Below are 26,270 nucleotides of genomic sequence, written 5' to 3'. Positions count from 1 at the left end.
CTTATTTTAACCCTTTTTCAAACCAGCGCTGCATGAACATGACCACCATACAAGGTGGAATTAGAGCAATCAATGCAACAGTCATAATGTAATGCCATTGTGGGACTTGATCTGCCACTCCAGCTAAATATCGAATACCCATCACCACTGTAGCCATTTTTGTTTCTGTAGTAATCACTAACGGCCAGAGATACTGATTCCAGCCATATACAAATAAAATAACAAATAAAGAGGCAATTTGAGTTTTTGATAATGGCAAAACGATATCAAAAAAGAAGCGTACAGCTCCCGCTCCATCTAATTTTGCCGCATCAACAAGTTCGGAGGGAATCGTTTTAAAAAACTGGCGAAATAAAAAAGTTCCTGTAGCGGACACAAATAAAGGTAAAGTCAATCCTGTAAATGAATTGAGTAGTCCAAAAGAAGCAACAACCTGAAAGGTAGGCACAATCCTGACCTCTATTGGCAACATCATCGTTGTGAAAATCATGGCAAAACATAATTTTTTAAATGGAAAATCAAAATAAACCAAAGCAAACGCAGAACCTAATGCAAAAATAATCTTACCTAATGCAATGGCCATCGCCATAAAAAAACTGTTCAACAACATGGAAGTAATGGGCTCACCTCCAGTAACTGCTAAGCCCTCCGTCATTACTGCCTTCAAATTTTTAAATAATAAAGCACCAGGAACCATAGGAATATGAGATTGCATCATGACACTGCCTTCATTACTGGCAGCAACTAGTGCCAAATAAACAGGTAACATCATCAAAATAACAAAAAAACATAAAAATCCATGTGATAAAATACGAGCGAAATATGATTTCATGCGTAATGGACCTTTTTTTCGAGGTATTTAAATTGCACTAAAGAAACAATAATAACAATAATCATTAAGAGTACCGATTGTGCCGATGAACTTCCCAAATCCATTCCTTCAAATCCATCCTGATATACTTTATAAATCAAATTGGTTGTACTATTGCCTGGACCGCCATGGGTCATTACTTGAATAATGCCAAAAGTATCAAAAAACCCATACATCAAGTTCATAATCATCAAGAAAAAAGTAGTTGGCGATAAAAGTGGAACAATGATTTGCCAAAAACGTTGCCACCCAGAAGCCCCATCGATGATTGCCGCATCAATTAATGATGAAGGAATTGCTTTTAGTGCTGCAAGATAAAATAGAAAATTATAGCTGAATTGCTGCCAAGTTGCGGTAAAGATCACCACAGCAAATGCTTGTTTTACATTATTTACATAATCAAAATTAATTCCAAGCGACTGCAAAAAATGCGTCAGCCATCCTAACGTTGGATGACATAAAAAACGCCATAAAATTGCTGCTACTGCTGGAGCAACTGCATAAGGCCAAATTAATAAAGATTTATAGACCCCTTGCGTCCGGCCTCTATTATTCACTAATATGGCCATAAGGAGACCTAAACTCATGGTGAAAAACGTTACGCTAAAAGCAATAATGAAGGTAACTCCAATTGCTTTGCTGTAGCTTGGATCAAAAAAAAGATCCAAAAAATTGGAAAGTCCTGCAAATTTTTTATGTAGGCCAAAGGCATCTGTATAAAAAAAAGATTGCAATAAAGCGTTACATGCGGGCCAAATAAAAAACATCAGTGTAACAATTAGCTGAGGAACGATAAAAAGCCAAGCATAAAGACGTTGATGATTAAATTTAGCCATTGCCCAACATAAAAGAGGGTCTGTATAAGCATTATATAGCTCTGGTTGTTTAAGTAAAGTGGTAAACAGTGGCTTGGGTGATATGTAGCCTGCTGCAACGTAAGGTATCTGCGCTTTAGCCGTCATCCCGAGTGCTACGAGGGATCTCCTATTGTAATGATGTGGTACAGCATGGAGATCCCTCGTTGATGACTGGTCTGCTTTGCTTCACCCAGGCTTATTAATTATTTAATTTAAGGAAAAAATTTTGCGCTACGTACACATAGAAAACCCCGGTCCTCACAATCGATTAGTTCTCGAAAAAGGCCCAATCCCTGAATACAGCGACTCACAAATTTTAGTGCGTGTAAAATCAACTGCTATAAATCGGGCAGACATCATGCAGCGTTATGGTAAATACCCTCCACCAGCCGGAGAGTCTGATATTCTGGGTTTGGAAGTTGCTGGAGAAATAATTGAAGTGGGCGCAAAGGTTACCCAATTTAAACCAGGTGATAAAGTTTATGGATTGGTTGGTAGTGGCGCTTATGCAGAGTTCTGCCCTGTCGAAGCCTCATTAGCTCAGCACATCCCGGAAACTTGGGATTATACACTTGCTGCAGCACTTCCTGAGGGATTGATGACTGTGTATGCTACTTTATTTGATTTAGGGATGTTGGAATCAGGGCAAACGTTGCTTATTCATGGTGCTGGAAGTGGTATCGCCTCATTAGCAATTCAAATGGCAAAATTGATTGGCGCACACGTCATTACGACGGTAGGAACTGATAACAAATTGGATAAGGCAATGAAACTTGGTGCGGATCAAGTCATCAATTATCAAAAACAGGATTTCGAGGATTTAATTGAAGATCACAGCGTTGATTTGATTGTTGATTTTATAGGCGGTGATTATTTTAATAAACACTTACACTTATTAAAGCCTAAAAGTAAACTTATCCAGATCGCCTGCCTTAAAGGAAGTAGCGTAGAATGCAACCTGGCACTGATTATGCGAAAAAGATTACAAATTATTGGCTTTGTTCTTCGTTCTCAATCAATTGCGGAAAAAAGTAAATTATGGACTGAGGTTCATAAAGCATGGGCAAACCATCTGAGAACAAAAAAACTAACCCCTATCATTGATTCAGAATTTAAACTGGAACAAATTGAAGAGGCACACCAACACATGCAATCAGGAGTGCATTTTGGGAAAATTGTTGTTCATGTAGATTGATTGCAATCGCTTTAACTTATGTATAAATCCCAACCTTCTAAGTGAACGTATGCATGCCCGCGCGCGTTCACGTAGAGATAAATCTACTTGGATGCAATCCTCTTAGCATCCAACCGAAGAGAACGATTTAATAATTGTTCATAAATAGGTCCGTTCGGAGTAAGTTGCAGCACAATCGTTGCGGTAATGCAGGCCATCATCACAGGGAAAATTAAATAATAATTATGAGTCATTTCTACCACCAACACTGCTCCAGTTATTGGAGAACGCGTGGATGACGCAAAAAGAGCAGCCATTCCTGCAACAGCAAACATGCCGGGTTGGGTTAAAAAATCCATATGTAACCATTCTAAAATATGGAATATCGCTAAACCTAGAATCGTACCTAAAGAAAGGATAGGAGCAAAAATTCCTCCAGGAACAGCTGTTCCATAGCACACCATAGTTCCTATAAATCGTGCCACTAAAAGAAAACACAAGAAACCAAACCCAGGGGACATGGTTAATGCTTGGTGAATAATATTCATACCTCCACCAACTGACTCAGGATGATATACTGCTAAGAAGCCAATCAAAAATCCTACCGTCAGAACGTAATATGATTTTTGTCTTGAACTCAATTTATCCAAGAGTGTTAGAGTACTAATTAAAGAAAGATTAAATAAAAGTCCTACAAACCCTACCACAATGCCAAACAAAGCAAATAACCATAATGAATCAAGATGAGGGAATTCAAAGACATTCATTGGAATCGTTGGCTGGGGCCCTATTATCAAATCAAGAATGACCGTAGCTGTAATGCAACAGATCACTACCATACTGAAGCTGGTAAAAGAATAGTTGAATTGGTTACGCATCTCTTCCATAACAAAAATAACACCCGCTAAAGGAGCATTAAAAGCTACAGCTAAACCTGCAGCAGCGCCCGCAGCAATCAAGCTATCCTTTCTTCGTCGAGTCAAATTAAATAAGCTGCCCAGCATTTCCCCTAAACTACCACCTATATGAATCGTAGGTCCTTCCCGGCCCAAGATCATCTTTGCTGAAAGTACCAAAATTCCAAAAAAGAACTTTACAGGTAATAACCGCCGCCAAAGGATGGTTTTTAAATGAAGCAAGGTACCCTCAATCTCTGGAACACCACTTCCTGATGCTTGAGGAGCATACTGCTTTACAGCAAAATACGCAGCATAAACCAGAACCATCGATACCAATCCCGAAATAAAACCAGCAGGCCATCCATGGATACTAAGAAAATGAAAAAAGTTATCGAATAAATTACTTAATACATCGATTGACAATCGAAATGTAGAACCAACAAGACCTACGACAATTCCTAGGACAAAAGATACCGCATAGAGCATCAATATCTTACTGCGCATGGTCTTAAACCATCCCCATTAAATTAGTAATAATTTTTAATCCAGCCTGATTCACTAAAGACAATATGGTTTCAGGATGAAATTGAACAGCATGAATGGGTAATTGTTGATGTGAAATAGCCATCACCACGCCATCATCACTCATCGCTGTAATCTTCAATTCTTTAGGTACTGCATTCAAACGCGCATACAGTGAATGATACCTTCCAGCTTTGAAACTATCCCCTAGGTTTGAAAACAATTCAGGTTCGCCAACTACTTTTATGAGTGAAGGTTTACCGTGCATAGGATATTTTAGAACATCCAAAACACCACCAAAATACTCAACAATCCCTTGTAACCCCAAGCACACTCCGAATAAGGGGATACCCTTGGAAATAGCCATAGCAATTGTTTGAGATAGATTAAAATCACTTGGTTTACCTGGCCCTGGAGATAAAACCACAAGGTCATATTTTTGATTCTGCAAATAATGCAAGGCCTTATCAAAACGAATTGTACTGACTTCAGCCCCGGTTTGACGAAGATAATTTGCCAATGTATGTACAAAGGAATCCTGATGATCGATAAGTAAAACGTGTTTCCCTTTTCCTGTTAGAGGCAAATGCGTTAACTTGCTTTCAATGTGGGGTCCTCGTTTTTGTAACATATCTAAAAAAGCAGATGCTTTTAAGCGGGTCTCCTGCTCTTCTGATTCGGGTACTGAATCATAAAGCAAGGTAGCACCTACACGAATTTCAGCAACTCCTTTTTCAATACGCACGGTTCTCAAAACCAACCCCGTATTTAAATTTCCATTAAAGCCAAACCAACCTACCGCACCGGCATACCACTTGCGGGGTGATTTTTCATGCTCTTCAATAAAATTAAGAGCCCAAATTTTAGGAGCACCAGTTACTGTAACAACCCACATATGAGTTAAAAAAGCGTCAACGGCATCAAAGTTTTCTCTTAGAATGCCTTCAACATGATCTACGGTATGAATCACTCGCGAATACATTTCAATTTGTCTGCGGCCGATTACTTTCACAGAACCTGCTTCACAAATACGTGATTTATCGTTTCTATCTACATCGGTACACATAGTTAATTCAGATTCTTCTTTTTTTGATTCGAGTAAGATCTGAATGTTTTCTGCATCCTCTATAGCATCCCCACCCCGTTTAATGGTTCCAGAAATTGGACATGTCTCTACCCTTTTTCCCTGAACTCGGACATACATCTCTGGAGATGCGCCAACCAGATATTCGTCATCACCCAAATTAATAAAAAAACCATATGGCGAAGGGTTCAATCGGCGCATTTGTTTGAATAGAAAAGAAGGTTGATCCTGATAATGGGTATAAAATGTTTGGCTTGGCACTACTTCAAACAAATCACCACAAGCAAAACGCTCCTTGGCTTTAGCTACAACCTGTGCATACTCGCCTGGCATATGATCACACGCCTTATCAGGTTTATTCGGTGACTGGTATGTTATTGAAACCCCTTCTCTCGCCAAGGACTTTGTAGATTGACCTTTAAATTGAAAATCATAGCGTCGAATAAAGGCTTCTTCTTTACGATGGTTCACTACATAAATTTCATCGGGCAAATAGAGCACCATATCTCTTTGTGAAAGCTCTCTTTTTTTATGTTTCTGTAACTCTTCAAATTGAAAAATCAAATCGAAACCAAAAGCACCATATAGTCCCAAATAAGGTTCATTTTCCACTTTAAAAAAAGCCAGAATGAGACGAATAACAGTAAATACAGAAGGTTGCTGACTTCGTTCCTCCTCGCTGAATACTTCTTCGGAAGTTTTAATTTTAATTTGCAGCAAAGTATGACTGTGTGACACAATTTCTAAACTTTTTTCATGTTCCAATAATGGGATAATGAAGGTTAACAGCATCTTACCGCGTTGGTTCAGTGCATCAATTTGAATTAAATTCTGCCTGCAAATAAAAGCCAACGGTGGATTATAAAAACCTATATCCCAACAGGTATAACGTCCGGGGTATTCAAAACTTGACGCAAATAAGGCGCCTCTTTGTGAATCCAAATGTTCAAGCAGATTGTCTATACCTTGCTGATAATCCAGTGGCGTCTGAAAACACTCTAACTCTACACCCCCTTGGGTTTTATAATGTTGCAACATGAATGACTAACTCAATAGAAAAATTATGGTGTGCCCCTCATTCTACTTTAAAAATAAGCTTCTGCAAGAAGCGCGTAGCCTGGACGAGATGTAGCCATTATACTTCCCTTCTCCGCCAGGGAAGAAAGTGCCCGCCAGGGCGAATGAGGGTTCCTCATCCCTACCCCTCCTCACTTGTGGGAGAGGGGAAATTTACACCTATCGCCCAGACCTATTTCTAAGATTCCTTGTTCATAATCTCTTCAAGCGAACAATTATTATCGATGGCCGCCTGAACCCACAAACCCACCTGATGATGAGCGTCCCTAAAAGGGACTCCTTTCAACACTAAAGATTCTAATATTGCTGTCGCATTGAGATATCCACCATTGGCTTTTTGTGCCATTAGTTTTGTATTGAATTGAACGCTATGCAGAAAAGGGGTGATGATTTCCAAACAAGCCCCCAATGTATTGACTGTATCAAACAAGCATTCTTTATCTTCTTGCATGTCCTTGTTATACGCCAGGGGCAACCCCTTCATTACAGTTAGAATTCCCATTAAATGTCCGAACACTCGGCCGCTTTTACCTCTAATTAACTCCAAAACATCTGGATTTTTCTTATTAGGCATTAAAGAGGAACCCGTAGCAAAAGCGTCATCCAGGGTTATAAAACCAAATTCTTGAGTCGCCCAAAGAATTAAATCTTCAGCAAGACGTGATAAATGCATCATCATAATTGAGGCAACAGAACAAAATTCAATGATAAAATCTCGATCGCTCACTGCATCCAGTGTATTCTCAATTACCCCGCTGAAACCCAAAGTTTGTGCCACCCAAATGCGGTCCAAAGGTAAAGTACTTCCTGCTAAAGCACCGGCGCCTAAAGGAGAAAAATTCATTCGCGTATGCCAATCACGCAAGCGCTCTAAGTCTCGTTGAAACATTGCCCGGTACGCAGCAAAAAACTGTCCCAAGTAAATGGGTTGAGCTTGTTGTAAATGGGTATAACCTGGAATTTTATCATTGGCATGGGTAGTCACCAATTTATCCAAAGCCTGATTTAAATTGTGCAAAAGAGTATTAATGTGCAACCCGGCATCACGAGAATAAAGCCTTAAATCCAGAGCAACCTGATCATTACGACTGCGACCTGTGTGAAGTTTTTTTCCTACGTCACCAATTTTGGCAATGAGCAATTGTTCCACAAACATATGAATGTCTTCACAGGACTCATCAAATTCATGAGTCCCTTGTTCTATTTCCTCACTTATTTCTTCAAGTCCACTGCAGATCAAATCTGCCTCATTCTCCGAAATGAGTCCTTGACGTGCTAACATTTTTGCATGTGCTTGACTGCCGACAATATCATGGAGATAAAGCACCTTATCAAAAGCCAAAGAAGCATTAAAATGCATGACTTTAGGATCGAGCTCCTTCTTGAATCGCCCTCCCCAAGTTTTATGGACCATCATTGACCTCCTTTATGAACCTTGCCATAAACTTGTGCCGACAAAGAAAATAAATTAATAAATCCTTCAGCATCCTGTTGATTATAAACACCATCTTCTTCGAATGTCGCTAAGGCAGGATCATGTAAACTAAATGGTGAATACATTCCATAAGGAATTATGTTCCCTTTAAATAACTGCACAGTTACAGTTCCAGTCATATGTTGTTGCGTCACATCAATCAATGCATCCAACGCATGCTTGGCCTGAGAAAACCATCGTCCTTCATAAACAAGATTGGCATATGTTTGTTGTAAAGACTGTTTTAAATGTAAAGTGGAACGGTCAAGACATAAACTTTCGAGCATTTGATGTGCCTTGTATAGAACTGCAGCTGCAGGTGCTTCATATATTCCTCTGATTTTCATGCCCACTAAACGATTTTCAACTAGATCAGCCACTCCAATTCCATGAGAACCAGCAATTTGATTTAATTGTCTAAGCAATTCGACTGAGGACATTTTTGTAGCATTCAATGCCACAGGCACCCCTTTTTCAAACTCAATACTCACTAACTCTGGATTATCAGGTGTTTGTTCCAAAGAGGCTGTCATTAATAATAAATCATCGGGTTTAGGTTGTCCCGGATCTTCCAATACACCGCCCTCATGGGAAATATACCAAAGATTATGATCGCGTGAATAAGGTGATTTTGGGGTAACGGGTACTTCTATCCCATGTGATTTGGCATACTCAATTGCCTGTTGTCTTGATTTAATCTTCCATGTTCTCCATGGAGCAATAATTTTAAGTTCTGGAGCCAATGCTTTGACCGTATATTCAAAACGAACCTGATCATTACCTTTTCCAGTTGCTCCATGAGCAACAGCTTCTGCATTTTCTTCCAGTGCAATTTCAACCATTTTTTTTGCAATCAATGGCCGTGAAATGGTCCCTAAAATATATTGATTTTCATAAAGCGCTCCCGCTTTGACTAATCGCCACAGATAGTCGCTAACAAATTCATCTTGAACATTCATTACATAGGCTTTTGAGGCGCCGCTTTTTATCGCTTTTTCCTTAATCGCTGTCAAGTCTTCATTTTGTCCTAAATCACACACCATAGCGATGATTTCAGCCTGTTGGTAATGCTCTTTAAGCCATGGAATCATTACGGAAGTATCCAATCCCCCGGAATAAGCAAGGACAACTTTTTTAATCGATTCATTCATGGATTTACTCCTGGTAGTATTGTTTTAAATGCAAAATAGGTTCAGCCAATTCTTTAGGGACCACATCAGCGACTATTTGGCCACCTTTCAGAACAATCAATCGATCGGACATTTTGCTGAGAAAATCGAGATCGTGAGAAGCAATGACCATCGTAACGCCTAAGGACTTCACTGAATTTAATAAGTTAATCACCTCATCAATTGTCGCCAGATCAAGACCCGAAGTCGGTTCATCACAAAGCAATAAACTGGGGTTCATCATTAAGCTTCGAGCTAAAGCAACGCGTTGCTTTTGTCCCCCAGACAACTGATGTGGATAAGAAGATGCTTTATCAGTTAGCCCCAAACTCTGCAGCAAAGAATGTGCTTGCTCTTCATGATTTAATGTTTTGTTTTGTAAGCGAGGAGCATAAACCAAGTTCTGCATCACGGTCATATGAGGAAAAAGCTGAAAATCCTGAAACATAAAACCACTTTGTCCCTTTACCGTGATCGTACCAGAGTCCAGAGTTGCTAATTGTTGTATGCAACGTAGTAATGTGGATTTACCGCTCCCTGATGGTCCTGCCAAACCGAGCACAGTATGAGCCTGTAATTCTAAGTTAATGTTATTTAATACGGGTAGACAACCAAAATATTTAGATGCTTGGTTAATGACTAACATAAAGCCCCCTTTCTTCAATTTTTTTACCCATGAATTCAATCAAGAGAACCATACCGTAGTAAAAGCAACCGGCAATACATAAAGGAACAAAGTAGGTAAATTGTTCTGCAGCAACTGATTGAGCCCTACGCATCAAGTCCATTCCACCTATAGTCGCAATGAGTGCGGTTTCTTTCAGTAGCGCAATCATTTCATTAATGAATGCAGGAAATATATTTTTCACAACCTGGGGTAGAACAATATCTTTCCATAAATAAAAATTAGGTATTTGTAACGTTTTTGCTGCTTCAAACTGACCTTTGGGCAAATGTTCTATTCCTGATCGGAGAATTTCGGCAATGTATGCTGAACTGTTTAGACCAAATGTTAAAAGCCCCGCCATCAGAATATTCGTTTTAATACCGATCAATGCCGGTAGTGCGAAATAAACAAAACTAAGCTGTAAAATAACCGGGGTCCCTCTCATCACCGAAATAAATCCATTGATTAGTGGTTTCATAATTCCTTGGTATCGCAATAAAGCAAGTACGGTTCCTAATAGAGTCCCTATGAGTAAACCACCCATTAACAAGATTAAGGTAACGAGAGTTCCATCACCAATATAGAGAATGTTTTGTGTTAACTCTTCCATTGTGTATTCTCCAGCCATTTTTTCTTGAGCGCACTCAGCTCACCCGTTTGTTCGATTTCATGTAAAACCTGATTTATTTTTTGCGTCAACTCAGAATTCTTTTTTAAAGCCAAGCCGTAGCCATCATCTGATTGAGCAATCACAGCAAAAGACAGTCCAGGATTTTTCTGACTAAATACGGCACCTTGTACGCCATCCAATAGAACTAAATCAGCATGGCTTGCTTTTAAGGCTGCAATGGTTTGATTGTTATTATCCATCACCAAAAGATTGGCATTGGGAACGTTCTGCTTCAACCAAATTTCCATGGTACTACCCAATTGAACTGCTATTTTTTTGCCAGCTAATTGTTGTACGTTTTTAATTGGTTTGTTTTCAGGAAAAACAGCCGCCATACTCTCGAAATAATAAGGCTCACTAAAATCAAAATTCTTTTTTCGCTGCTCTGTAATCGTAATTGTAGAAATGGCTGCATCAACCTGACCAGAGCTTAGGGCTGGCAAGATGCTGCTGAATTGCATGCTATCAAAAAATGCTTCCTTACCTAATTTTTTTGCAATCAAACGAGCAAGATCAATATCAAAACCTTTGATTTCCCCATGGTCATTGTATTCAAATGGTGGATATTCTGCGGCCACAGCAAAATGAATATATTGAATGCTCTCCTTAGGGATTCTCGCGTAACAAAAAGAAACAAGCAAAGCAAAACCTATTAAAATGACAAAAAATAATTGTTTCATTTGAATATAAATCCAGTTTTTATGCGTTTTTCAAATGTAACAATCTTGACTTGCCCTGTCAAGCTATTTTGAATATAATTTCATTAAAATGATTTTATATTCACAAATCACCAATGAAGAGGAAAATTGAATGAGCCAAGACGCTGCCCTTGATGGACATATATTAAATATTGTGCAAACCGAAAAAATTGCTGAGCAAATTGATTTGCAAAACAGCTTGAAAGCACGAGGTTATACGATCCCTCAGGCAACCTTATCACGAAGGCTTAAAAAATTAAAAATTGCAAAAATAGGTGGGACTTATCAAGTAGTCGACTTTAATCTACCTAACCTGCCTTTAGTCTTGAATATGCAAGTGTCCGATTATGGTCTTATAGTACTCCATACTCACCCTGGAAATGCAAACAGTTTGGCCTTTTTTATTGATCGAAAATTCGTATCTTTTTCACCTCAAGCCCTTCAGGATTCAGGAATATTAGGAACGATTGCTGGTGACGATACCGTGCTTCTTATCCTAAAAAGTAAAGAACAATTAAATCGAGTCATTCAGCTGCTTCATGATGAGTTTCCTTACCTGAAAAAGTAAAAATCCAGAATACTAACCTAGGCTCAACTGTATAAAGTGGTTTGTTCATTCCCTAAATCCCGGGTAAGGCTTCGCCAAACCCAGGATAGATGATAATAGCGACCTTATATTATTGTTTTATCCAGTCATTCCCAGTGCAACGAGCGATCTCCAGGCGGATGCAATTTTTTCAATGAGCTCTCCAGCACTATTCTTGAGATTAAAAAATTACAGCATTAATTCGATTAATATTTTTTCAATTTGTATATTTATCATAAGTTATTGTATTTATTATTTTTCTCATTATTGTTAATAAATCCTTAATAAATAAGTAATTTTTCCTTAAGAAATAAATTCTATATTTATCTCATGAATCAATTATTCGTTGATAACCTACTATGAAATACAAATCAGAAAAACTTCCGACTGCTAAAACAAGTGCGAATCCAAAGGTAAGCTCCAATGCAAGAATTTTGAAATTAACCAGCGAATTTTCTGCAATGAGAGAAAAAGAGTGGAATGATTATCATGAAACCCTTTTTCAGCAAATAAACAAAGAGTGCTACATTGGGAACAAATATGATCAAAGTAAACTAGCAAAACTTATTGAAGATGTTTATGACAATCTTAGCGAAAATGCTCAGGAAAAGATGTTTAAGCTGTTAGAGAAGAGGCAAAAATTAGATGATTTATCTTTTGTTACTGAGGTTAGAAATATTATCGCAGGGGACAAATTTAGATTTTCTTCATTAGCAAGCACACTCCCAGATTTTTTAAAAATAATAGACACAGATGAAAAGTTGGAATCTTTTTTAAAGAATCCACAAAAATACATTAACGATAATAACGGAAAGCTTTCTATTTTTGAATTACAGGTACTTGAGGTCACAATAAATAATCCCGCATTCAACCAGTTAGCTTCAATTAATCGTGTACATGACCCAAAGTCATTTGTCTATACACCGTTAACAGCTCAATTATATCAATTAAACCTCTCGCAATATGGTTCAATGGACGCCGGTGCATTTGAAGATTTAATTCCGCCTTCGGCAAGAGAGTCTGTTCTGGCGAAAGCAAAACAACCCCCTAAAAAACTCATTATGGGACTGGGAGGAGCCCAAGCCACTTATAAACGATCTGCAATTGCCGAAACAGCTGAAAAAGTAAGAGAATCAGGGTTGGGAGCTTGTCATTCATTCGCTCTGCTCGCTGCTGATCATTTATTAAAAAAAATGGATACTGGCGAATTACCTCAGATGGACATTAAAATGGTAAGTCATAAAAGAGGTAGATACTCCCATACTTATCTTCTTCTTAATCATAACTCTCAGGATCTGACCAATCTATCTCAATCGATTATTGTCGATCCATGGGCGGTTGTTATGGGACATACTAAGGAAGGTTATGGTGCATTTCTGACGAGTAATTACCCATTTCCCCAGATGACATCCCAATTGGTTACTTGCTATGACTCTCAGGAACCAGAGGTAGAAGAACTCCAATCTGAAGAAACAGCAATTTCGAGTCAGTCTTTTCGGGAGCATTTGGCAAAAGTATCTGTTGTTTCCGGTGGTAGTTTCTTTTCTCAAAAACTTGATTTTAAACAACAAATTGCGGTCAACTTTTTGGAAGATTTGAAAAACTACATAAACACATCCTCCAAACATGGTTTAAAGCTCGAGTTACTTAATGTATTAAAAAGAGAGGTAATAGCGGGTGATACCGACCCTGGAGTGGCGCTCAAGGTAGCCGCTCAAGCGGTTCTAGCACGATCCATTGAAAAAACTGGAAACAATAATTTCAGGTGGAATATTGCTTCATCCAATATAAGTGATGAGACATTATCCACTTTATTACCTGCATTTGAGAAATCTAAACCCTTTTGGAACAAATATCTTAGCAAACATGAGGCGATTTCTACTAATGAGAAAATCAGCAAAATGGACGTAAGCCATTTGCGAAAAGTAGTTGATCTTTTGCCCCAAAAAGAGGAACATACATTTTCTGCAGATAGTGAAAATAATAAACAAGTTACGCCTTGAGTTAGGCATACCCGTAACAAAAGGCCAGGAGATTTTTTTTTATGGGTGAATCCCGTTTAGAGGTAGATTTACAACAACTCACCACTCTTCCTGAGGAAGTCTTATTTCAAGTTCTCGATAACCTCACAATAACGGAAATAATAAAACTAAAAAAAGTGTCAAAAGCCATTAAAAAATTGGCCTCAGATTATTTATTTGAGGAATTAAAAATTAAAGAGGTGCATTGCGGCCAAGATTTTACGTTGATTCTTTTAAACCATGGACGAGTTTTAGCTATAGGAAGTAATTTACGAGGACAACTTGGACTCGGTCAAGATATAAAACAAGTTTCTGAATTAACCGAAATCACTGCGCTTAGAGAGCGTGTGACTCATATTGCAACGGGATTTACACATGCAATTTTTTTAGGTGAATCAGGTAAGGTCTATGGCCTGGGAAGAAATGAAGAAAAGCAGATAGCCCCTGACTCTGATGCTCTAAGCATTTACGTACCTACCCCTATAGAAGTACAAGCAACAGTAAAAAATGTTTTTGCCCAAGATCATACAAGCGCTTTAATTTTCACAGGCGACTCCCCTGATAAGGCGTTTAAAATAATCGGTAACCCATTAAAAGCTTATGTATTGAAACATATTAAAGTTTTTTTATCCGATTGGCTTGCCACTCCCTCTTCTGACTTAGAAGTGGCTGATATTGCTGTGAATAATCAACAACAATGTGCACTTTTGCTAACTACGAATGGTGAAGTCTATGTGTACGGGAATAATGAATCAGGATTATTAGGATTAAATCCAGAAAACGTGCTCGTTAATACTTGGACTAAGTTGCCAGATGTTAAGGCAAAACAAATTAAGACCACGGCTTTAGGTTGCTTTATACTGACTCATGATAATTTATTACTTGCAAGTGGTTCAAATACTAAAGGACAATTGGGTCCAATTAAAGAATTTAAAGGATTCATGAAAATCGCTTCTGATGTGAAGTATTTTGATGCAGCAGATCATCATACTCTTTATGTAGACAGCCAAAATAAATTGTTTCTTTTGGGTGCTATGAAAATCGATGATCAGGAGTTAAGAATGGTTGAAAAGGGAATTTTGCCTATCCAGGGATCTTCTAAGCCCTCTACGGAGAAGATTAGAGCATTGGTGAATCATTTTTTTATAAAACAGCCTGATTATCCAAAACCGTCACAAGATCAGAGTAATAATGATTTTTCACCCTGAGAATTGAGTGTAAAGAAAGTTTCTATTCGGCGTGTTATCGTTGGAATAGAATATCGCTACTAATATTACACTTTATATTTTTAAGTTATAACATCCTCGTTATAATGAGCTTTGTTGAAAACTATCGTATGTGAAACTGGCATTATCTCTCATTTAAGAATGGAATCCCGCCCTCGCGGGAGTGACAAAAATGGAGTTTGGGAATTAACGCACCCTTCCAAACTATTTTTTCAACCCAAGCCCTATAATGAGATATTAACTCTGTAAGGTACTATATTTTATGACTATCTCGGCAAAAGAATTAGACAAAATTTCCCAGCTCGCTTATCTGGATACAGACATAGAGCATTCACCTAAACTTATCGAAGACATTAATGCAATCATGAGTTTTGTCGACCAACTCCGTTCTATTGATACTCAAAAAGTAGAACCTCTTTTTCATCCTCTTGCATTAAATCAACGATTAAGATCCGATGTGGTGACCGAAGAAAATTGTCTTTCCGATTTAGAAGCCCTGGCCCCACGATTTGAACAAGATCTTTATTTAGTCCCTCAAGTTATTGACCAGAGTAAATAATCATGGAACATTTATCCTTAAAACAGCTATCTCAAGCATTACAACAGAGGAAACTCTCTAGTGTTGAATTAACTCAGCACTACCTCACGCAAATTAAAAAGCATAAAGAATTAAATGCTTTTATCAGTTTAGATGAGGAACACGCGATTCTTGAAGCTCAAAAAGCGGATCAAGAATTAAAAAAAGGTCATGGTAAAATGCTTATCGGTATACCTATGGCATTAAAAGATTTATTTTGTACCCTGCGCATGCCAACAACCTGTGCTTCAAAAATGCTTGCCGATTTTCAATCACCTTATGAAGCAACTTTAGTCAGTAAGTTGCTCGCTCAAGGTTCTATTTTGATTGGTAAAACGAATATGGACGAATTTGCTATGGGCTCGTCCAATGAAAACAGTTACTTTGGTGCTGTAAAAAATCCTTGGGACAAGGAACGTGTTCCTGGTGGTTCCTCTGGAGGTTCAGCAGCAGCTGTAGCAGCTGGCTTGGTCCCTTTCGCTATAGGTTCTGATACAGGAGGTTCAATACGACAACCCGCTGCTTTATGTGGAATCAGTGGGATTAAACCCACTTATGGTCTTATTTCTCGCTACGGTATGATTGCTTACGCCTCCAGCTTGGATCAGGCGGGTCCTTTAGCGCGAAGTGCGGAAGACTTAGCATGGGTTCTTCAAGCGATGGCTGGATTTGATCCTAAGGACTCAACTTCAGTTGATTCAGCAATTCCTGATTATTGTGCTGCTCTTAATAAACCCGTATCTAAACTAAAAATAGGTTTACCATCCTGCTTTTTTCAGCCACAAGTAGACCAAGCAATACAACAGGCGATTCTTGATGCAGTGAAGGTTTTTGAAAGTACAGGAGCCGAAATTGTTTCTTTAAATTTGGAACTTCAACCTTTATGGGTACCGTGTTACTACGTAGTGGCTTGTGCTGAAGCCTCTTCTAATTTATCACGTTATGATGGGTTACGATTTGGCTATTGCAGTGACAATGCATCAACATTAACTGAACTTATCCGCAATACGCGTAGTGAAGGGTTTGGAATAGAAGTAAAACGTCGGATCCTAACTGGAACACATGTACTTTCATCAGGCTATTTTGACGCATATTACCTGCAAGCTCAAAAAATTCGTCGTCTTATCCAGGAAGAACTGGTCACAACCCTTAAATCTGTTGATGTTATTCTCGGACCAACAACCCCAACATGCGCCTTTAAACTTGGTGAAAAAATTGCAGATCCGATTCAAAATTACCTTGCTGACGTATTCACAGTAGCAGCTAATCTTGCTGGTCTCCCCGCAATTTCCATCCCCTCAGGCTTTGCTCAGGGGCTCCCTATAGGTTTGCAACTCATGGGAAAACATTTTGGTGAAAGCCAATTACTCCAGATTGCTCATCATTATCAACAAAATACCAACTGGCATTTAGCTAGTCCAAACCAATAAAGGTGAATTATGGAATGGGATACAGTCATTGGCCTTGAAGTACATATTCAGCTCAAAACAAAATCGAAACTTTTCTCTGGCGCATCTACTGCTTTTGGTTCTGCCCCTAATTCTCAAACCTGCTTTATCGATGCAGGGTATCCGGGAGTTTTGCCTGTATTGAACCAGGAAGCCGTCATTATGGCAATTCAGTTTGGATTAGCTATTCAAGCAGACATTAACGATCAATCTGTCTTTGAGCGCAAAAATTATTTTTATCCTGATTTACCCAAAGGCTATCAAATCAGTCAATTTCAAAAACCCATAGTCAGCAATGGTAAATTAGCAATTACTCTGAATGACGGCCGTGTAAAAGAGGTTTTGATTGTCCGTGCCCATCTAGAAGAGGATGCGGGTAAATCATTGCATGGGGTACATTCTGGTTATAGCGGTATTGATCTGAATCGAGCAGGAACTCCCTTATTAGAGATAGTAACTGCCCCCTGCTTGTTTTCAGGCCATGAGGCCGTGAGTTATCTTAAAAAACTGCATCAACTAGTCCAGTTTTTAGGTATCTGTGATGGTAATATGCAAGAAGGAAGTTTCCGATGTGATGTGAATCTATCCTTAAAACCCAAAGGGAGTTCTGTCTTAGGAACACGAACTGAATTGAAGAATTTGAATTCATTCCGCTTCATTGAAAAAGCGATTGCCTATGAACAGTCACGACATCAAGATATATTGGAAAGTGGACAACAAATCATTCAAGAAACTCGTCTTTATAATCCAGATACTCATACGACGCATGCAATGCGCAGTAAAGAAAATGAGAATGATTACCGATATTTTCCTGATCCTGATTTACTGCCAATACAAATCACCCGTTTCCTTATTGCTGAAGTTAAGAATAATTTACCGGACTTACCTGATAAAATTCATACTGAATTAAAAAATACGCCGTCGCTCAATGAAGAAGACATTAATTTTATTCTTTCTTCGCCCAGCGCGTACCAATTTTTTAAATCAATTAAAAACCAATCCCAGGCTCCGGAAAAAATGATTATTAATTGGTTAAAAGGTCAATACGCTGCCGCTTTAAATGAAGAGAATTTAACTTTTGATACGCCGCGTATCTCAGCAAAGCTTATGGCAAATCTTCTTGATAGACTACATGGTGGTACTATTTCTTTAAACAATGCCCGAGCCATTTTTACTTTGCTCTGGGCTGGAGAAGAGGATATTGAAGCGATTATCGCACGCGAAGGTTATCAACAAGTAGAAGATACAGCTGCTTGGGAAGAAATGATTATTCAATTAATTCAACAGCATCCTGAACAAGCCGCAGATTACAGAGCAGGAAAAGAAAAACTATTGGCTTTCTTTGTAGGACAAATCATGAAGCAAACGAAAGGTAAGGCAAATCCCGAGCAAATCAACATGCTCCTAAAGAAACATTTAGGGGGAAGTCAGTAATTCTAGATAAATAATAATCCTATCGTGCCTGGATTAGCCCAGCGTAATCCGGGATACGGATAGTGATATTTTTATATGATTGACGTCATCCCGAGCGTAGCGAGGGATCTCCTACTGTAGTACCCTATGTCGATGGGAATACTTTTGCTACACTCACGAAGACTGAGTCAAATAAAGCGACTTTATGGATTGAATTTAGATTTATTAACGGCTTCTTCTGGAAATACCTGTTTTTTAAGTGTCTGGTAGTCGCCATAGCTTTCCACTGTTTCATTATAGAAATTATTCACAATGATTTGTGCGTGCTTACCAACCATACCCGAAGCTTTAAGCCCATGAAAATCAAAGCTTGTTGAAAATCCAAGAAATTTGGAGTGTCCTTTCATTGCCCAAGCTTCATTAACACCCAAAAGTCGTTGCAGACTGAGCATGCGGCTCGTACCGAAATAACTACCGCCTTTGGTGAGGTCATCAATAGAACCTTGGGTTAAGCTGTTATGAGCCTCATTAATAATATCAAGTAAGTTGCTTGTAGAATTTAAACTCTCCATTTGCTTTCTAAGGTTCTTTTCTAATGACAAGCAATAGTCGATCTTGGCTTGATTTCGTGATTTGTGGAAAAATTTTACCGAATGTTTTTTTTCGTATTCTAATGTTCCTTTATACATACTTATTAATGAGATTGCCTCTTCCAGTCGCTTTCTCTTATCTTCGAGCGCTTTTTCACTTAATTGGTCGCTTTGCATGGGAGGCTGCTCGCCGTTTGAAGTAGAATTAAGAGAATCACGATCTGAGAGCTCCTCTTTTTTTTGGTCATTTTGCGGTAACAACGATACATCTTGTTTCGTTCCTTGCGGAATGGCTTGTTTAGTTTTCTCAATAGGTGGGGTTGTTGGTTGATGCATTTCTTCAATTTCTACAACAACTGGACTAATTTTTTTTGGAGTAGAAACTTGATCTGGAAGCTCTTCTTTTTGTAGGGATTCACGGCTTGCATTTCCAATTTGTTGTAACAATGATACGGCTTTTAACTTTTTTTGTTGAATAGCGATTTCAATCTTTTCAATAGCCTGAAACAATTGTTGATGTGTGTCTGAGGTACTCTCAATCCCTTTTTTGATACTGTGTAATTCACGTTCTTTATCTTCAATAAATTGGATGAATTGTTCAAGTTTTTTAGCATCCTCATGCAATAGCTCATCTGTTTTACATGTTACTGCTTCTTCAATAATTTTTATTTGCTTAAAGAGTGCGGATATTTTTTTTAAATCCGCAGCTTGTTCCATAATGGATTTAAAGTTCTCTATTTGCCTAATAAGCTCAGATTGTTCCTCACTCATCAATTCACCCACAGAGATTTCCTTACAATCCTCCATGAGTGCATCCATTATTATTTTTCTCTTGTCAAATAATCGTAATTGGGAAGAAAGGTTCTCATCAGACAGAAGAACAAGACTTCCGTTAAGCTCATCACATGATTTCTGGGTGGTTTCTGAACTTGAAAGCAACTCGAGGCAAACACTTTGTATGGATGACAAATTTTCCTGACTTGCCTCGACCAACTCTTTGGTTTGTTTTACTAGAGACTTCGCTTGTCGAAGGGCTTCTAATTCAGCTTCTTCCATTTTTTGTTGTATTGATTCTTCAATTTTCTCAATAGCCTGTCTCGTTCTTTGATGTATACCTGAGATACCATTAATTTTTTCTTTGATTTGCTGTATCTCGATTTTTTTGCCTTCAACAAATTGTATGAATTCTGCAAGATGATGAGCATCTTTAGGCATGGATAATTCATCTGCTTTTTTTATTACAGTGTCTTCAACGGCCTTGATTTTCTTGAACAATGCCGTTAAATTTTTTAAATCTGTGGCTTGCTCCATGATTGATTCAAGGTTGATTTTAAGCTCATTTAGCTCAGATAACTCCTCACTTACCTTTTCTTCAACAGTAGAGGATTCACAATCCTTCATGATTTCACTCAATATGAATATTCTTTTAGCAAGCCGTTGTAGTTTGGGGAGAAATGTCTCAACCGAGAGCAGATTAAGGCTGCGCTCAAACCCATCCCATGATTTAAGGCTAGTTAGAGAACTTGAAAGCAAATTAAGATAAGTGCTTTGTTGGGATAACAAGATATTCCGGTTTTTATCAATTTCGGCTTCTTCTTTTGTTTCTCTCACCAAATTCTTAGCTTGATGTTCACTCTGCAAGTCCTTTAACTTTTCAATAAATGCATGCAATCGCATGATAACATTATCAGGAAGATTCGAGTCATCATTAACTTTTGGCATTTGACCAAATCGCTGCCTGCTAGCCGGTTGATTTGATAGAAATTGATAATAACCATATTGATGGCGAATTACTTCAGTTTTGATTTTTTCTTTTTTTACTGAGGCCAATACTTGAATCAAATTATCTAGAAACTCCAGAAATTTCCAACCGTCTTTTGCGGAACTAAATTCGGTAGACATCGTGAAATACGACTTATTTGATTCAACAAATTTTCTAAGATCTTCATCAAACCCTATTTCGGCTAACTCCTTAACTTGTTCCAGAGGAGCTTGGTCTGAGATTATTTTGGGGGCAGTATAAATCGCTCGTAGTTGTTCAAGACTCATTTCATTTGACAGATTAAAAACAAATATGGTCATATTATAACACATCAATTCAATTTTTTGTTCATAATTTGATTTTCTTGAATTTATTATACCCATATATCGAGATTAATATTTCTTGTTCTAAAATAATTTCCGGGTTAATCAAGTTAAAATGAATAAGAGCTTCTTTAATAGATAAAGCTGTTTGGTCACGATTTGAGGGAAACGGTATGGAACATCTACAGTTTGGAATTCTTGTAATTTAAGGTTATGTGGTTTTAAATCAGCGGAAATAATTGGATTATAAGTAGAAAGAGTCGGTCGATAAGCCGGGTTCTGTCGCGGACAATCATTCATCTGGGACATGTGTCACCACATGCCTCAAGCAACCTACCCGAGTCCCGTGCGGGTCACACGTAATGACCTTTCAGTCAAATGGACTCCTATTTGGTCTTGCTCCGAGTGGGGTTTTCCCTGCCACGCCTGTTACCAGCCGCGCGGTGCGCTCTTACCGCACCATTTCACCCTTACCTCAAAGAGGCGGTATATTTTCTGTGGCACTTTCCGTAGGTTCACACCTCCCAGGAATTACCTGGCACTCTACCCTCGGGAGCCCGGACTTTCCTCCCTTTGCAAAGCAAAGAGCGATTGTCTGACCAACTCTGATATCAATAGTAGCAGAGTGCCTAGCTAAAGACCACAATATTAGTAAATTTAATAAGAAAAAACCAATAAAAACAGGTTGTTTTAATCACTTAGAAATCACGAGTTCCAATAAATTCGTCATCGAAATAACGCTTTAATTTAGTACGCAAGGTACCACGGCTTACGCCAAGAACACGTGCAGCTTTTGATTGATTATAGCGAGTTAATTCCATAACAGTGCGGAATAAAGGCGCTTCAACTTCTTCAACAATTAATTGATACAAATTCAAGTTAGCATCTTTATTACTAACACTGGTTAAATAACCTTTAACAGCATGAATTACTTGATGTGAAAGTGCTTCGCTGCTTTGCACCATTGTATCTGTGCTCATTTAAGTCTCCTAGTACAAATAAATTAAACAAAATTATGCCCAGTACATACACTCACCGAACACTATGGCCTATATAGTATCAAACATCTCAAAGAGTGTAAATATTGTTTTAATGATATTCATTTCTTAAGGAAATATTAAGGAAAAAAAATTTTACCACTTTACATGTAAAGTGGACAAGGCGAATTTATTAATTAATTCATCCCTCTTTATCAATTTTTATCAAGTGTCAGATATTAATAAGAAATTTTGCACTTTTTATTTTCTTCATAAAAAAAAATCAGAAGCGCCTATTTATTTTAAAAATATTCTTAATAAACTGATTCAATTAATTTTTTTAAGGATGAATATGACCAAAAAACATACAAGCGACCTGCATTGTCATTTAAATGGAAGTTTTAGTTTGAAGTTTTTAAAAAAAATAGCCAAAAAACATAATTGCCTCGAACTCTACTATGCGTTAATACACATACGGACTGAATACCTCCAAAATACAAACCAACAACCAGAAAATGGTTATACTAAAGAGTTAATCGACATTATTTGGAAACAATTTGGCCTGATCCACAAAATAATCCAAGATCTTGAGGATATTTCTGAGGGAGTCGTGGATGTAGTGCAATGCTCTGAAGCGAAATATCTTGAAATAAGAACAACCCCCAAAGAAATGGGAAATGAGTCGCGTGATAAATATATAGATGCGTTTGTTTCTGGCCTATTGCAAGCGCGTGAACAAATACCGCATAAAAAAGCGGTGGGATTATTAAGTTTAGATAGAACCTTACACACTTTGGCAGATGCAAATGACTTTATTGAACACATATTAAAAAGCCCAAATCATCTATTAGTCGGTTTGGACATTTCTGGAAACCCTGTAGCCAAGAGAACGCTTGCAGGAGACGAGTTAGCTCAAGTGATTCTATTGGCTTTAAAAAATGATATCGCCATTGCTATTCATGCAGGTGAGTCTGATAGTGAACAAGAACGAAAGGACACAGACGCAATCTTAACTGCTTTAGAGGAATGGAAATTGCAACAACCAGTGCAAGACAAAAATCCCCTACATGGAAAGGTACGGTTAGGCCATTGTATTTACCTAACTCAATTGCAAAAAGAACGGATTAACAAATTGGGTCTTCCGATAGAGGTTTGTCCGAGCTGCCACAGCAAGTTGAATTGGCATCTCGAAAAAGAGCCTCATCCGGTGACCTCGATTTATCAAGATGTTAGTGATCCCATTGTACCCGGTACTGATGATGAATCGATTTTCGGAGCCTCAGCCAAAATGGAGTTGAATCGATTTTTAGGCTTTTTTTCAAATAAGCAACAGTTAAGCCGAAAACAAATTAAAGAGCATCAAGCGAGTTTCCGTTTTTCTCTATAACAATAGATCCATGCCCTCTCGAACACAGTGAACTTTCTCTTATCATAATACATGCTACAGCGTGGAGAGACCTCGCTGGGCTCGGGATGGCGGGTTGTTTGATTGCGGCTATAGGAATTATTCTAATCCACTGTAAAACTTTCCCCGCATCCGCATTGACCTGTCTGATTCGGATTGTTGAAAATGAATTTATAATTTAAGCCCTGTTTTACATAATCAACACTCATGTTTTTTAAAAAGGGATAACTGGACTTATCAATGCATACAACATAATTTTCAGTCAAAGCAAGTTTCAAATCGCTATCTTGGGGAGCTAGTACATAATCCACGACATAAGATAAACCAGAACAACCCGTTTTTTTTACTGATAAACGGATTCCCGTATATTCAGGGTTTTTCTGCAAATAAGACACTACATGTTTTATCGCTGCGTCAGTAAAACTGATTTCAGGTACTGCACTTTCTACATGATGCATGACGACACTCATTTTATATTACCTCTCAATTCGATTTATCTTTTATTAAAAGCAATGCTTCTTTAAAAACATCCATAATTCTTAATGCTATAGGGTACTGAGCAACAGGGATATCTAATTCTTTAACAATGAGCTGGTAATCAATTTGCGGGACAGTATGAGTAGTATGCCCTTCCAGCTGCCTGCATAACCATTCCAAACTTGCAATAATATAAGGGTTACCATTCGTTCTAAAGCAAGCTCGTACAATTGTACCATCTGAATTACACTGCATGTAAAGTTCAATAAGTCCTTGGCCTTTTTGGTTGTTTTTAACAACGACTGTAAAACGCTCACTTAAATCAATAACGCCCACATGTCTAGGTGAAAAAAAACAATCTTGTACTATTTTATTATATATCATGATGGCGACATTTCGCGCAATCGAGTTACTTGCGTACAAATAACATGAATCGCGTGCTCCACTTCTTCTTCCTTAGTAAAACGTCCTATGGACAATCTTATAGTACTTTGTGCTAAATCATCGCTTAGCCCTATTTCTCTCAGTACATAGGAGGGTTGAATACTGGCAGAACTGCAGGCTGAAGTAGTGGATACTGCTAACTCATTCAAGGCTAACAACAAGGAATCCCCATCTAAACCAGCAAAACTGAAATTCAGATTACCTGCAATCCGTTTTTGTTTGTCTCCATTGAGCTGAATACCAGGCAAATGTTTAATCCCCTCCCATAAGTGCTGGCGATATTTTAAAAATCGTGATTGTTCCTCTTCTCGGACCCGTTCAGCTAACTCGAACGCCTCCCCCATACCAACAATTTGATGGGTAGCCAAGGTTCCCGAACGTAACCCACCTTCATGGCCGCCCCCAAAACTTTGTGGTTGGAGACGAATTCGGGGTTTGTGCCTGACATAAAGGGCACCAACACCTTTCGGACCGTAATTTTTATGCGCTGAAAGTGCCATTAAATCGACAGAAAGACGCGTCAAATCGATCGGAATTTTTCCTGCACTCTGTGCTGCATCCACATGAAACAGGATTCCTTTATTACGTAATAAAGCACCAATGGACTCAATATCCTGAATCACACCGATTTCATTGTTTACATGCATGATGGAAACCAAAATAGTATCGGGTCTTAATACTTGAGCTAATTGTTCCAGATCGAGTAATCCATTGGGTTCAGGATGAAGGTAAGTGACCTCGAATCCATCTTTTTCCAACCGGTTAAAACTATCGAGCACCGCTTTATGCTCTGTACTCATAGTAACTACATGCTTCCCTTTATTCTTGTAAAAATGTGCTGCGCCGATTATTGCCAAATTATTAGCTTCTGTGGCTCCCGAGGTAAATACTATATCTTGTGCCGATGCATGAATTGAATTGGCAACTTGTGCACGAGCGTGATCTACAGCAAGAGCTGCAATTCGTCCATATTCATGGGTTATAGAAGAAGGATTACCAAAATCCCCTTCTGGTCCCAGATAATGGATCATGCGCTCCACGACACGCGGATCAACAGGCGTTGTTGCCATATAATCAAAATAGATTGGTATTTTAATTATCCCGTTCACTTAAGCCTCTTTTCCTAGCCCATTCTAATGATTTTTGTACCTGACTTAACATTCCTCGTAACAGATTAACTTCCATTTTTTCTAAGTTTACACGATTAAATAAACGTCGTACCCGCTGCATTAATCGTCGTGGATTTGAAGTTTTTAAAAATTGAATCTCAATAAAAACTTCCCTTAGATGTTCGTAAAATTGCTCGATTTCATCTGCTGTAGCATACTCATCCTGCCGCAATGCCACTTCAGCCTTAGGTGCTAATAATTTCATTCGCAATTCATAAGCAATAATCTGCACTGCCTGGGCTAAATTGAGCGAGCTGTACTCGGGATTGCTTGGAATATTAATGTGATAATGACATTTTAGCAGTTCTTCGTTGGTAAGACCTGCATGCTCTCTTCCAAATACAATCGCAATTTGAGTATTGTCCGCGTGTTGACTAATTAAGTCCGCACAAGAAGCGGGGACTAAGCCGGGTAAGGAAATACCTCTTGGCCGTGCACTGGTTCCCAGAATAAGCTGGCATCCAATCAAGGCTTCGTCCAAAGTTTCAGTAACAATGGCATGCTCTAATAGATCATCGGCACCAGCCGCCATTTCTTTTGCCTTATAATCAGGAAAAGATTTTGGCTGTACTAAATAAAGTGAACTTAATCCCATTGTTTTCATTGCTCTGGCTGTTGAGCCTATATTACCTGGATGAGATGTTGCTACTAAAATTATACGGATAGAACTTAAATTCATAAAAACTTTTT

General features: G+C 38.4%; 23 protein-coding genes and 1 other RNA gene. 8 read left to right on the top strand and 16 right to left on the bottom strand.

All coding sequences use genetic code 11. The features are described 5' to 3' along the window. Nucleotide 1: 1 nt before the first annotated feature. Nucleotides 2-832 (bottom strand): sn-glycerol-3-phosphate ABC transporter permease UgpE, encoded by an 831-nt coding sequence (gene ugpE, locus EL022_RS09965; protein ID WP_028381819.1) that lies wholly within the window; start codon nt 830-832, stop codon nt 2-4. Then, a complete protein-coding gene (locus EL022_RS09960; protein WP_028381820.1) occupies nt 829-1,707 on the bottom strand; it encodes an ABC transporter permease subunit in 879 nt (292 codons plus the stop codon). Before EL022_RS09960 ends, ugpE begins: the two co-directional genes overlap by 4 nt. Nucleotides 1,708-1,954: 247 nt before the next feature. Between EL022_RS09960 and EL022_RS09955 the strand changes: the two genes are divergently transcribed. Continuing rightward, complete coding sequence (locus EL022_RS09955; RefSeq protein WP_028381821.1) at nt 1,955-2,923, top strand: NAD(P)H-quinone oxidoreductase; 969 nt, start codon at nt 1,955-1,957, stop codon at nt 2,921-2,923. 83 nt (nt 2,924-3,006) lie between these two features. Here the strand turns inward: EL022_RS09955 and clcA are convergent, their stop codons facing one another. The 7 genes from clcA to EL022_RS09920 form a co-directional block, all read right to left on the bottom strand. Further along, nucleotides 3,007-4,305, bottom strand: a complete 1,299-nt coding sequence (gene clcA / locus EL022_RS09950; RefSeq protein ID WP_028381822.1) for a H(+)/Cl(-) exchange transporter ClcA — start codon at nt 4,303-4,305, stop codon at nt 3,007-3,009. 4 nt (nt 4,306-4,309) lie between these two features. After that, nucleotides 4,310-6,445 (bottom strand): anthranilate synthase component I, encoded by a 2,136-nt coding sequence (locus EL022_RS09945; protein ID WP_028381823.1) that lies wholly within the window; start codon nt 6,443-6,445, stop codon nt 4,310-4,312. 217 nt (nt 6,446-6,662) lie between these two features. Continuing rightward, nucleotides 6,663-7,898: an argininosuccinate lyase gene (argH, locus tag EL022_RS09940; protein ID WP_028381824.1), complete on the bottom strand. Its 1,236-nt coding sequence runs from the start codon at nt 7,896-7,898 to the stop codon at nt 6,663-6,665. Beyond that, a complete protein-coding gene (locus EL022_RS09935; RefSeq protein WP_028381825.1) occupies nt 7,898-9,109 on the bottom strand; it encodes an argininosuccinate synthase in 1,212 nt (403 codons plus the stop codon). Before EL022_RS09935 ends, argH begins: the two co-directional genes overlap by 1 nt. A 4-nt stretch (nt 9,110-9,113) precedes the next feature. Next, nucleotides 9,114-9,773 carry an amino acid ABC transporter ATP-binding protein gene (locus EL022_RS09930; protein WP_028381826.1) on the bottom strand — a complete coding sequence of 220 codons (660 nt, stop codon included), beginning with the start codon at nt 9,771-9,773 and terminating at the stop codon, nt 9,114-9,116. Further along, a complete protein-coding gene (locus EL022_RS09925; RefSeq protein ID WP_028381827.1) occupies nt 9,760-10,404 on the bottom strand; it encodes an amino acid ABC transporter permease in 645 nt (214 codons plus the stop codon). Before EL022_RS09925 ends, EL022_RS09930 begins: the two co-directional genes overlap by 14 nt. Then, nucleotides 10,392-11,144: a substrate-binding periplasmic protein gene (locus tag EL022_RS09920; RefSeq protein WP_028381828.1), complete on the bottom strand. Its 753-nt coding sequence runs from the start codon at nt 11,142-11,144 to the stop codon at nt 10,392-10,394. The genes EL022_RS09925 and EL022_RS09920 overlap by 13 nt, the downstream gene beginning before the upstream one ends. Nucleotides 11,145-11,274: 130 nt before the next feature. Between EL022_RS09920 and EL022_RS09915 the strand changes: the two genes are divergently transcribed. From EL022_RS09915 to gatB, 6 genes are all read left to right on the top strand, one after another. Next, nucleotides 11,275-11,730 (top strand): arginine repressor, encoded by a 456-nt coding sequence (locus EL022_RS09915; protein ID WP_028381829.1) that lies wholly within the window; start codon nt 11,275-11,277, stop codon nt 11,728-11,730. Nucleotides 11,731-12,107: 377 nt separating this feature from the next. Then, entirely contained in the window at nt 12,108-13,751 is a 1,644-nt protein-coding gene (locus EL022_RS09910; RefSeq protein ID WP_051544494.1) for a hypothetical protein, read from the top strand. A gap of 41 nt (nt 13,752-13,792) precedes the next feature. Further along, nucleotides 13,793-14,977 (top strand): F-box-like domain-containing protein, encoded by a 1,185-nt coding sequence (locus EL022_RS09905; RefSeq protein WP_126325176.1) that lies wholly within the window; start codon nt 13,793-13,795, stop codon nt 14,975-14,977. A gap of 280 nt (nt 14,978-15,257) precedes the next feature. After that, nucleotides 15,258-15,554 carry an Asp-tRNA(Asn)/Glu-tRNA(Gln) amidotransferase subunit GatC gene (gene gatC / locus EL022_RS09900; RefSeq protein WP_028381831.1) on the top strand — a complete coding sequence of 99 codons (297 nt, stop codon included), beginning with the start codon at nt 15,258-15,260 and terminating at the stop codon, nt 15,552-15,554. A 2-nt stretch (nt 15,555-15,556) separates the two neighbouring features. Then, nucleotides 15,557-17,002: an Asp-tRNA(Asn)/Glu-tRNA(Gln) amidotransferase subunit GatA gene (gene gatA / locus EL022_RS09895; protein ID WP_028381832.1), complete on the top strand. Its 1,446-nt coding sequence runs from the start codon at nt 15,557-15,559 to the stop codon at nt 17,000-17,002. 9 nt (nt 17,003-17,011) lie between these two features. Further along, nucleotides 17,012-18,454, top strand: a complete 1,443-nt coding sequence (gatB, locus tag EL022_RS09890) for an Asp-tRNA(Asn)/Glu-tRNA(Gln) amidotransferase subunit GatB (protein WP_028381833.1) — start codon at nt 17,012-17,014, stop codon at nt 18,452-18,454. Nucleotides 18,455-18,636: 182 nt separating this feature from the next. Here the strand turns inward: gatB and EL022_RS09885 are convergent, their stop codons facing one another. The 3 genes from EL022_RS09885 to EL022_RS09875 form a co-directional block, all read right to left on the bottom strand. Then, nucleotides 18,637-21,105 (bottom strand): coiled-coil domain-containing protein, encoded by a 2,469-nt coding sequence (locus EL022_RS09885; RefSeq protein ID WP_126325174.1) that lies wholly within the window; start codon nt 21,103-21,105, stop codon nt 18,637-18,639. Nucleotides 21,106-21,360: 255 nt separating this feature from the next. Then, nucleotides 21,361-21,715, bottom strand: an RNA gene (gene rnpB / locus EL022_RS09880) — RNase P RNA component class A. Nucleotides 21,716-21,806: 91 nt separating this feature from the next. Further along, on the bottom strand, nt 21,807-22,088 hold the full coding sequence (locus EL022_RS09875) for a helix-turn-helix domain-containing protein (RefSeq protein WP_028381835.1): 282 nt from the start codon (nt 22,086-22,088) through the stop codon (nt 21,807-21,809). A 349-nt stretch (nt 22,089-22,437) separates the two neighbouring features. Here EL022_RS09875 and EL022_RS09870 point away from each other — a divergent pair, with 349 nt between their 5' ends. Beyond that, complete coding sequence (locus EL022_RS09870) at nt 22,438-23,472, top strand: amidohydrolase family protein (protein WP_162151247.1); 1,035 nt, start codon at nt 22,438-22,440, stop codon at nt 23,470-23,472. Between the two features lie 122 nt (nt 23,473-23,594). Here EL022_RS09870 and EL022_RS09865 read toward each other — a convergent pair whose 3' ends face one another. Genes EL022_RS09865 through trmJ form a run of 4 tightly spaced genes read right to left on the bottom strand, consistent with a single transcriptional unit; the run spans nt 23,595 to nt 26,259 of the window. After that, nucleotides 23,595-23,960: a HesB/IscA family protein gene (locus EL022_RS09865; RefSeq protein WP_028381837.1), complete on the bottom strand. Its 366-nt coding sequence runs from the start codon at nt 23,958-23,960 to the stop codon at nt 23,595-23,597. Between the two features lie 13 nt (nt 23,961-23,973). Continuing rightward, nucleotides 23,974-24,351, bottom strand: a complete 378-nt coding sequence (locus tag EL022_RS09860; RefSeq protein ID WP_028381838.1) for an iron-sulfur cluster assembly scaffold protein — start codon at nt 24,349-24,351, stop codon at nt 23,974-23,976. After that, a complete protein-coding gene (locus EL022_RS09855) occupies nt 24,348-25,520 on the bottom strand; it encodes an IscS subfamily cysteine desulfurase (protein ID WP_035901162.1) in 1,173 nt (390 codons plus the stop codon). Before EL022_RS09855 ends, EL022_RS09860 begins: the two co-directional genes overlap by 4 nt. Further along, a complete protein-coding gene (trmJ, locus tag EL022_RS09850; RefSeq protein ID WP_028381840.1) occupies nt 25,504-26,259 on the bottom strand; it encodes a tRNA (cytosine(32)/uridine(32)-2'-O)-methyltransferase TrmJ in 756 nt (251 codons plus the stop codon). The genes EL022_RS09855 and trmJ overlap by 17 nt, the downstream gene beginning before the upstream one ends. Nucleotides 26,260-26,270 lie beyond the last annotated feature (11 nt).

It is taken from the genome of Legionella cherrii, assembly GCF_900635815.1.
GTDB lineage: Bacteria > Pseudomonadota > Gammaproteobacteria > Legionellales > Legionellaceae > Legionella > Legionella cherrii.
Note: the sequence above shows the minus strand (reverse complement) of the source record. Positions and strands in the feature narration are given on the sequence as shown.

What these genes read in the sequence shown, in the direction of transcription:
- ugpE (WP_028381819.1), bottom strand. Translation starts at nt 832, where the DNA reads ATGAAATCATATTTCGCTCGTATTTTATCACATGGATTTTTATGTTTT.
- EL022_RS09960 (WP_028381820.1), bottom strand. Translation starts at nt 1,707, where the DNA reads ATGGCTAAATTTAATCATCAACGTCTTTATGCTTGGCTTTTTATCGTT.
- clcA (WP_028381822.1), bottom strand. Translation starts at nt 4,305, where the DNA reads ATGCGCAGTAAGATATTGATGCTCTATGCGGTATCTTTTGTCCTAGGA.
- EL022_RS09945 (WP_028381823.1), bottom strand. Translation starts at nt 6,445, where the DNA reads ATGTTGCAACATTATAAAACCCAAGGGGGTGTAGAGTTAGAGTGTTTT.
- argH (WP_028381824.1), bottom strand. Translation starts at nt 7,898, where the DNA reads ATGGTCCATAAAACTTGGGGAGGGCGATTCAAGAAGGAGCTCGATCCT.
- EL022_RS09935 (WP_028381825.1), bottom strand. Translation starts at nt 9,109, where the DNA reads ATGAATGAATCGATTAAAAAAGTTGTCCTTGCTTATTCCGGGGGATTG.
- EL022_RS09930 (WP_028381826.1), bottom strand. Translation starts at nt 9,773, where the DNA reads ATGTTAGTCATTAACCAAGCATCTAAATATTTTGGTTGTCTACCCGTA.
- EL022_RS09925 (WP_028381827.1), bottom strand. Translation starts at nt 10,404, where the DNA reads ATGGAAGAGTTAACACAAAACATTCTCTATATTGGTGATGGAACTCTC.
- EL022_RS09920 (WP_028381828.1), bottom strand. Translation starts at nt 11,144, where the DNA reads ATGAAACAATTATTTTTTGTCATTTTAATAGGTTTTGCTTTGCTTGTT.
- EL022_RS09915 (WP_028381829.1), top strand. Translation starts at nt 11,275, where the DNA reads ATGAGCCAAGACGCTGCCCTTGATGGACATATATTAAATATTGTGCAA.
- EL022_RS09910 (WP_051544494.1), top strand. Translation starts at nt 12,108, where the DNA reads ATGAAATACAAATCAGAAAAACTTCCGACTGCTAAAACAAGTGCGAAT.
- EL022_RS09905 (WP_126325176.1), top strand. Translation starts at nt 13,793, where the DNA reads ATGGGTGAATCCCGTTTAGAGGTAGATTTACAACAACTCACCACTCTT.
- gatC (WP_028381831.1), top strand. Translation starts at nt 15,258, where the DNA reads ATGACTATCTCGGCAAAAGAATTAGACAAAATTTCCCAGCTCGCTTAT.
- gatA (WP_028381832.1), top strand. Translation starts at nt 15,557, where the DNA reads ATGGAACATTTATCCTTAAAACAGCTATCTCAAGCATTACAACAGAGG.
- gatB (WP_028381833.1), top strand. Translation starts at nt 17,012, where the DNA reads ATGGAATGGGATACAGTCATTGGCCTTGAAGTACATATTCAGCTCAAA.
- EL022_RS09885 (WP_126325174.1), bottom strand. Translation starts at nt 21,105, where the DNA reads ATGACCATATTTGTTTTTAATCTGTCAAATGAAATGAGTCTTGAACAA.
- EL022_RS09875 (WP_028381835.1), bottom strand. Translation starts at nt 22,088, where the DNA reads ATGAGCACAGATACAATGGTGCAAAGCAGCGAAGCACTTTCACATCAA.
- EL022_RS09870 (WP_162151247.1), top strand. Translation starts at nt 22,438, where the DNA reads ATGACCAAAAAACATACAAGCGACCTGCATTGTCATTTAAATGGAAGT.
- EL022_RS09865 (WP_028381837.1), bottom strand. Translation starts at nt 23,960, where the DNA reads ATGAGTGTCGTCATGCATCATGTAGAAAGTGCAGTACCTGAAATCAGT.
- EL022_RS09860 (WP_028381838.1), bottom strand. Translation starts at nt 24,351, where the DNA reads ATGATATATAATAAAATAGTACAAGATTGTTTTTTTTCACCTAGACAT.
- trmJ (WP_028381840.1), bottom strand. Translation starts at nt 26,259, where the DNA reads ATGAATTTAAGTTCTATCCGTATAATTTTAGTAGCAACATCTCATCCA.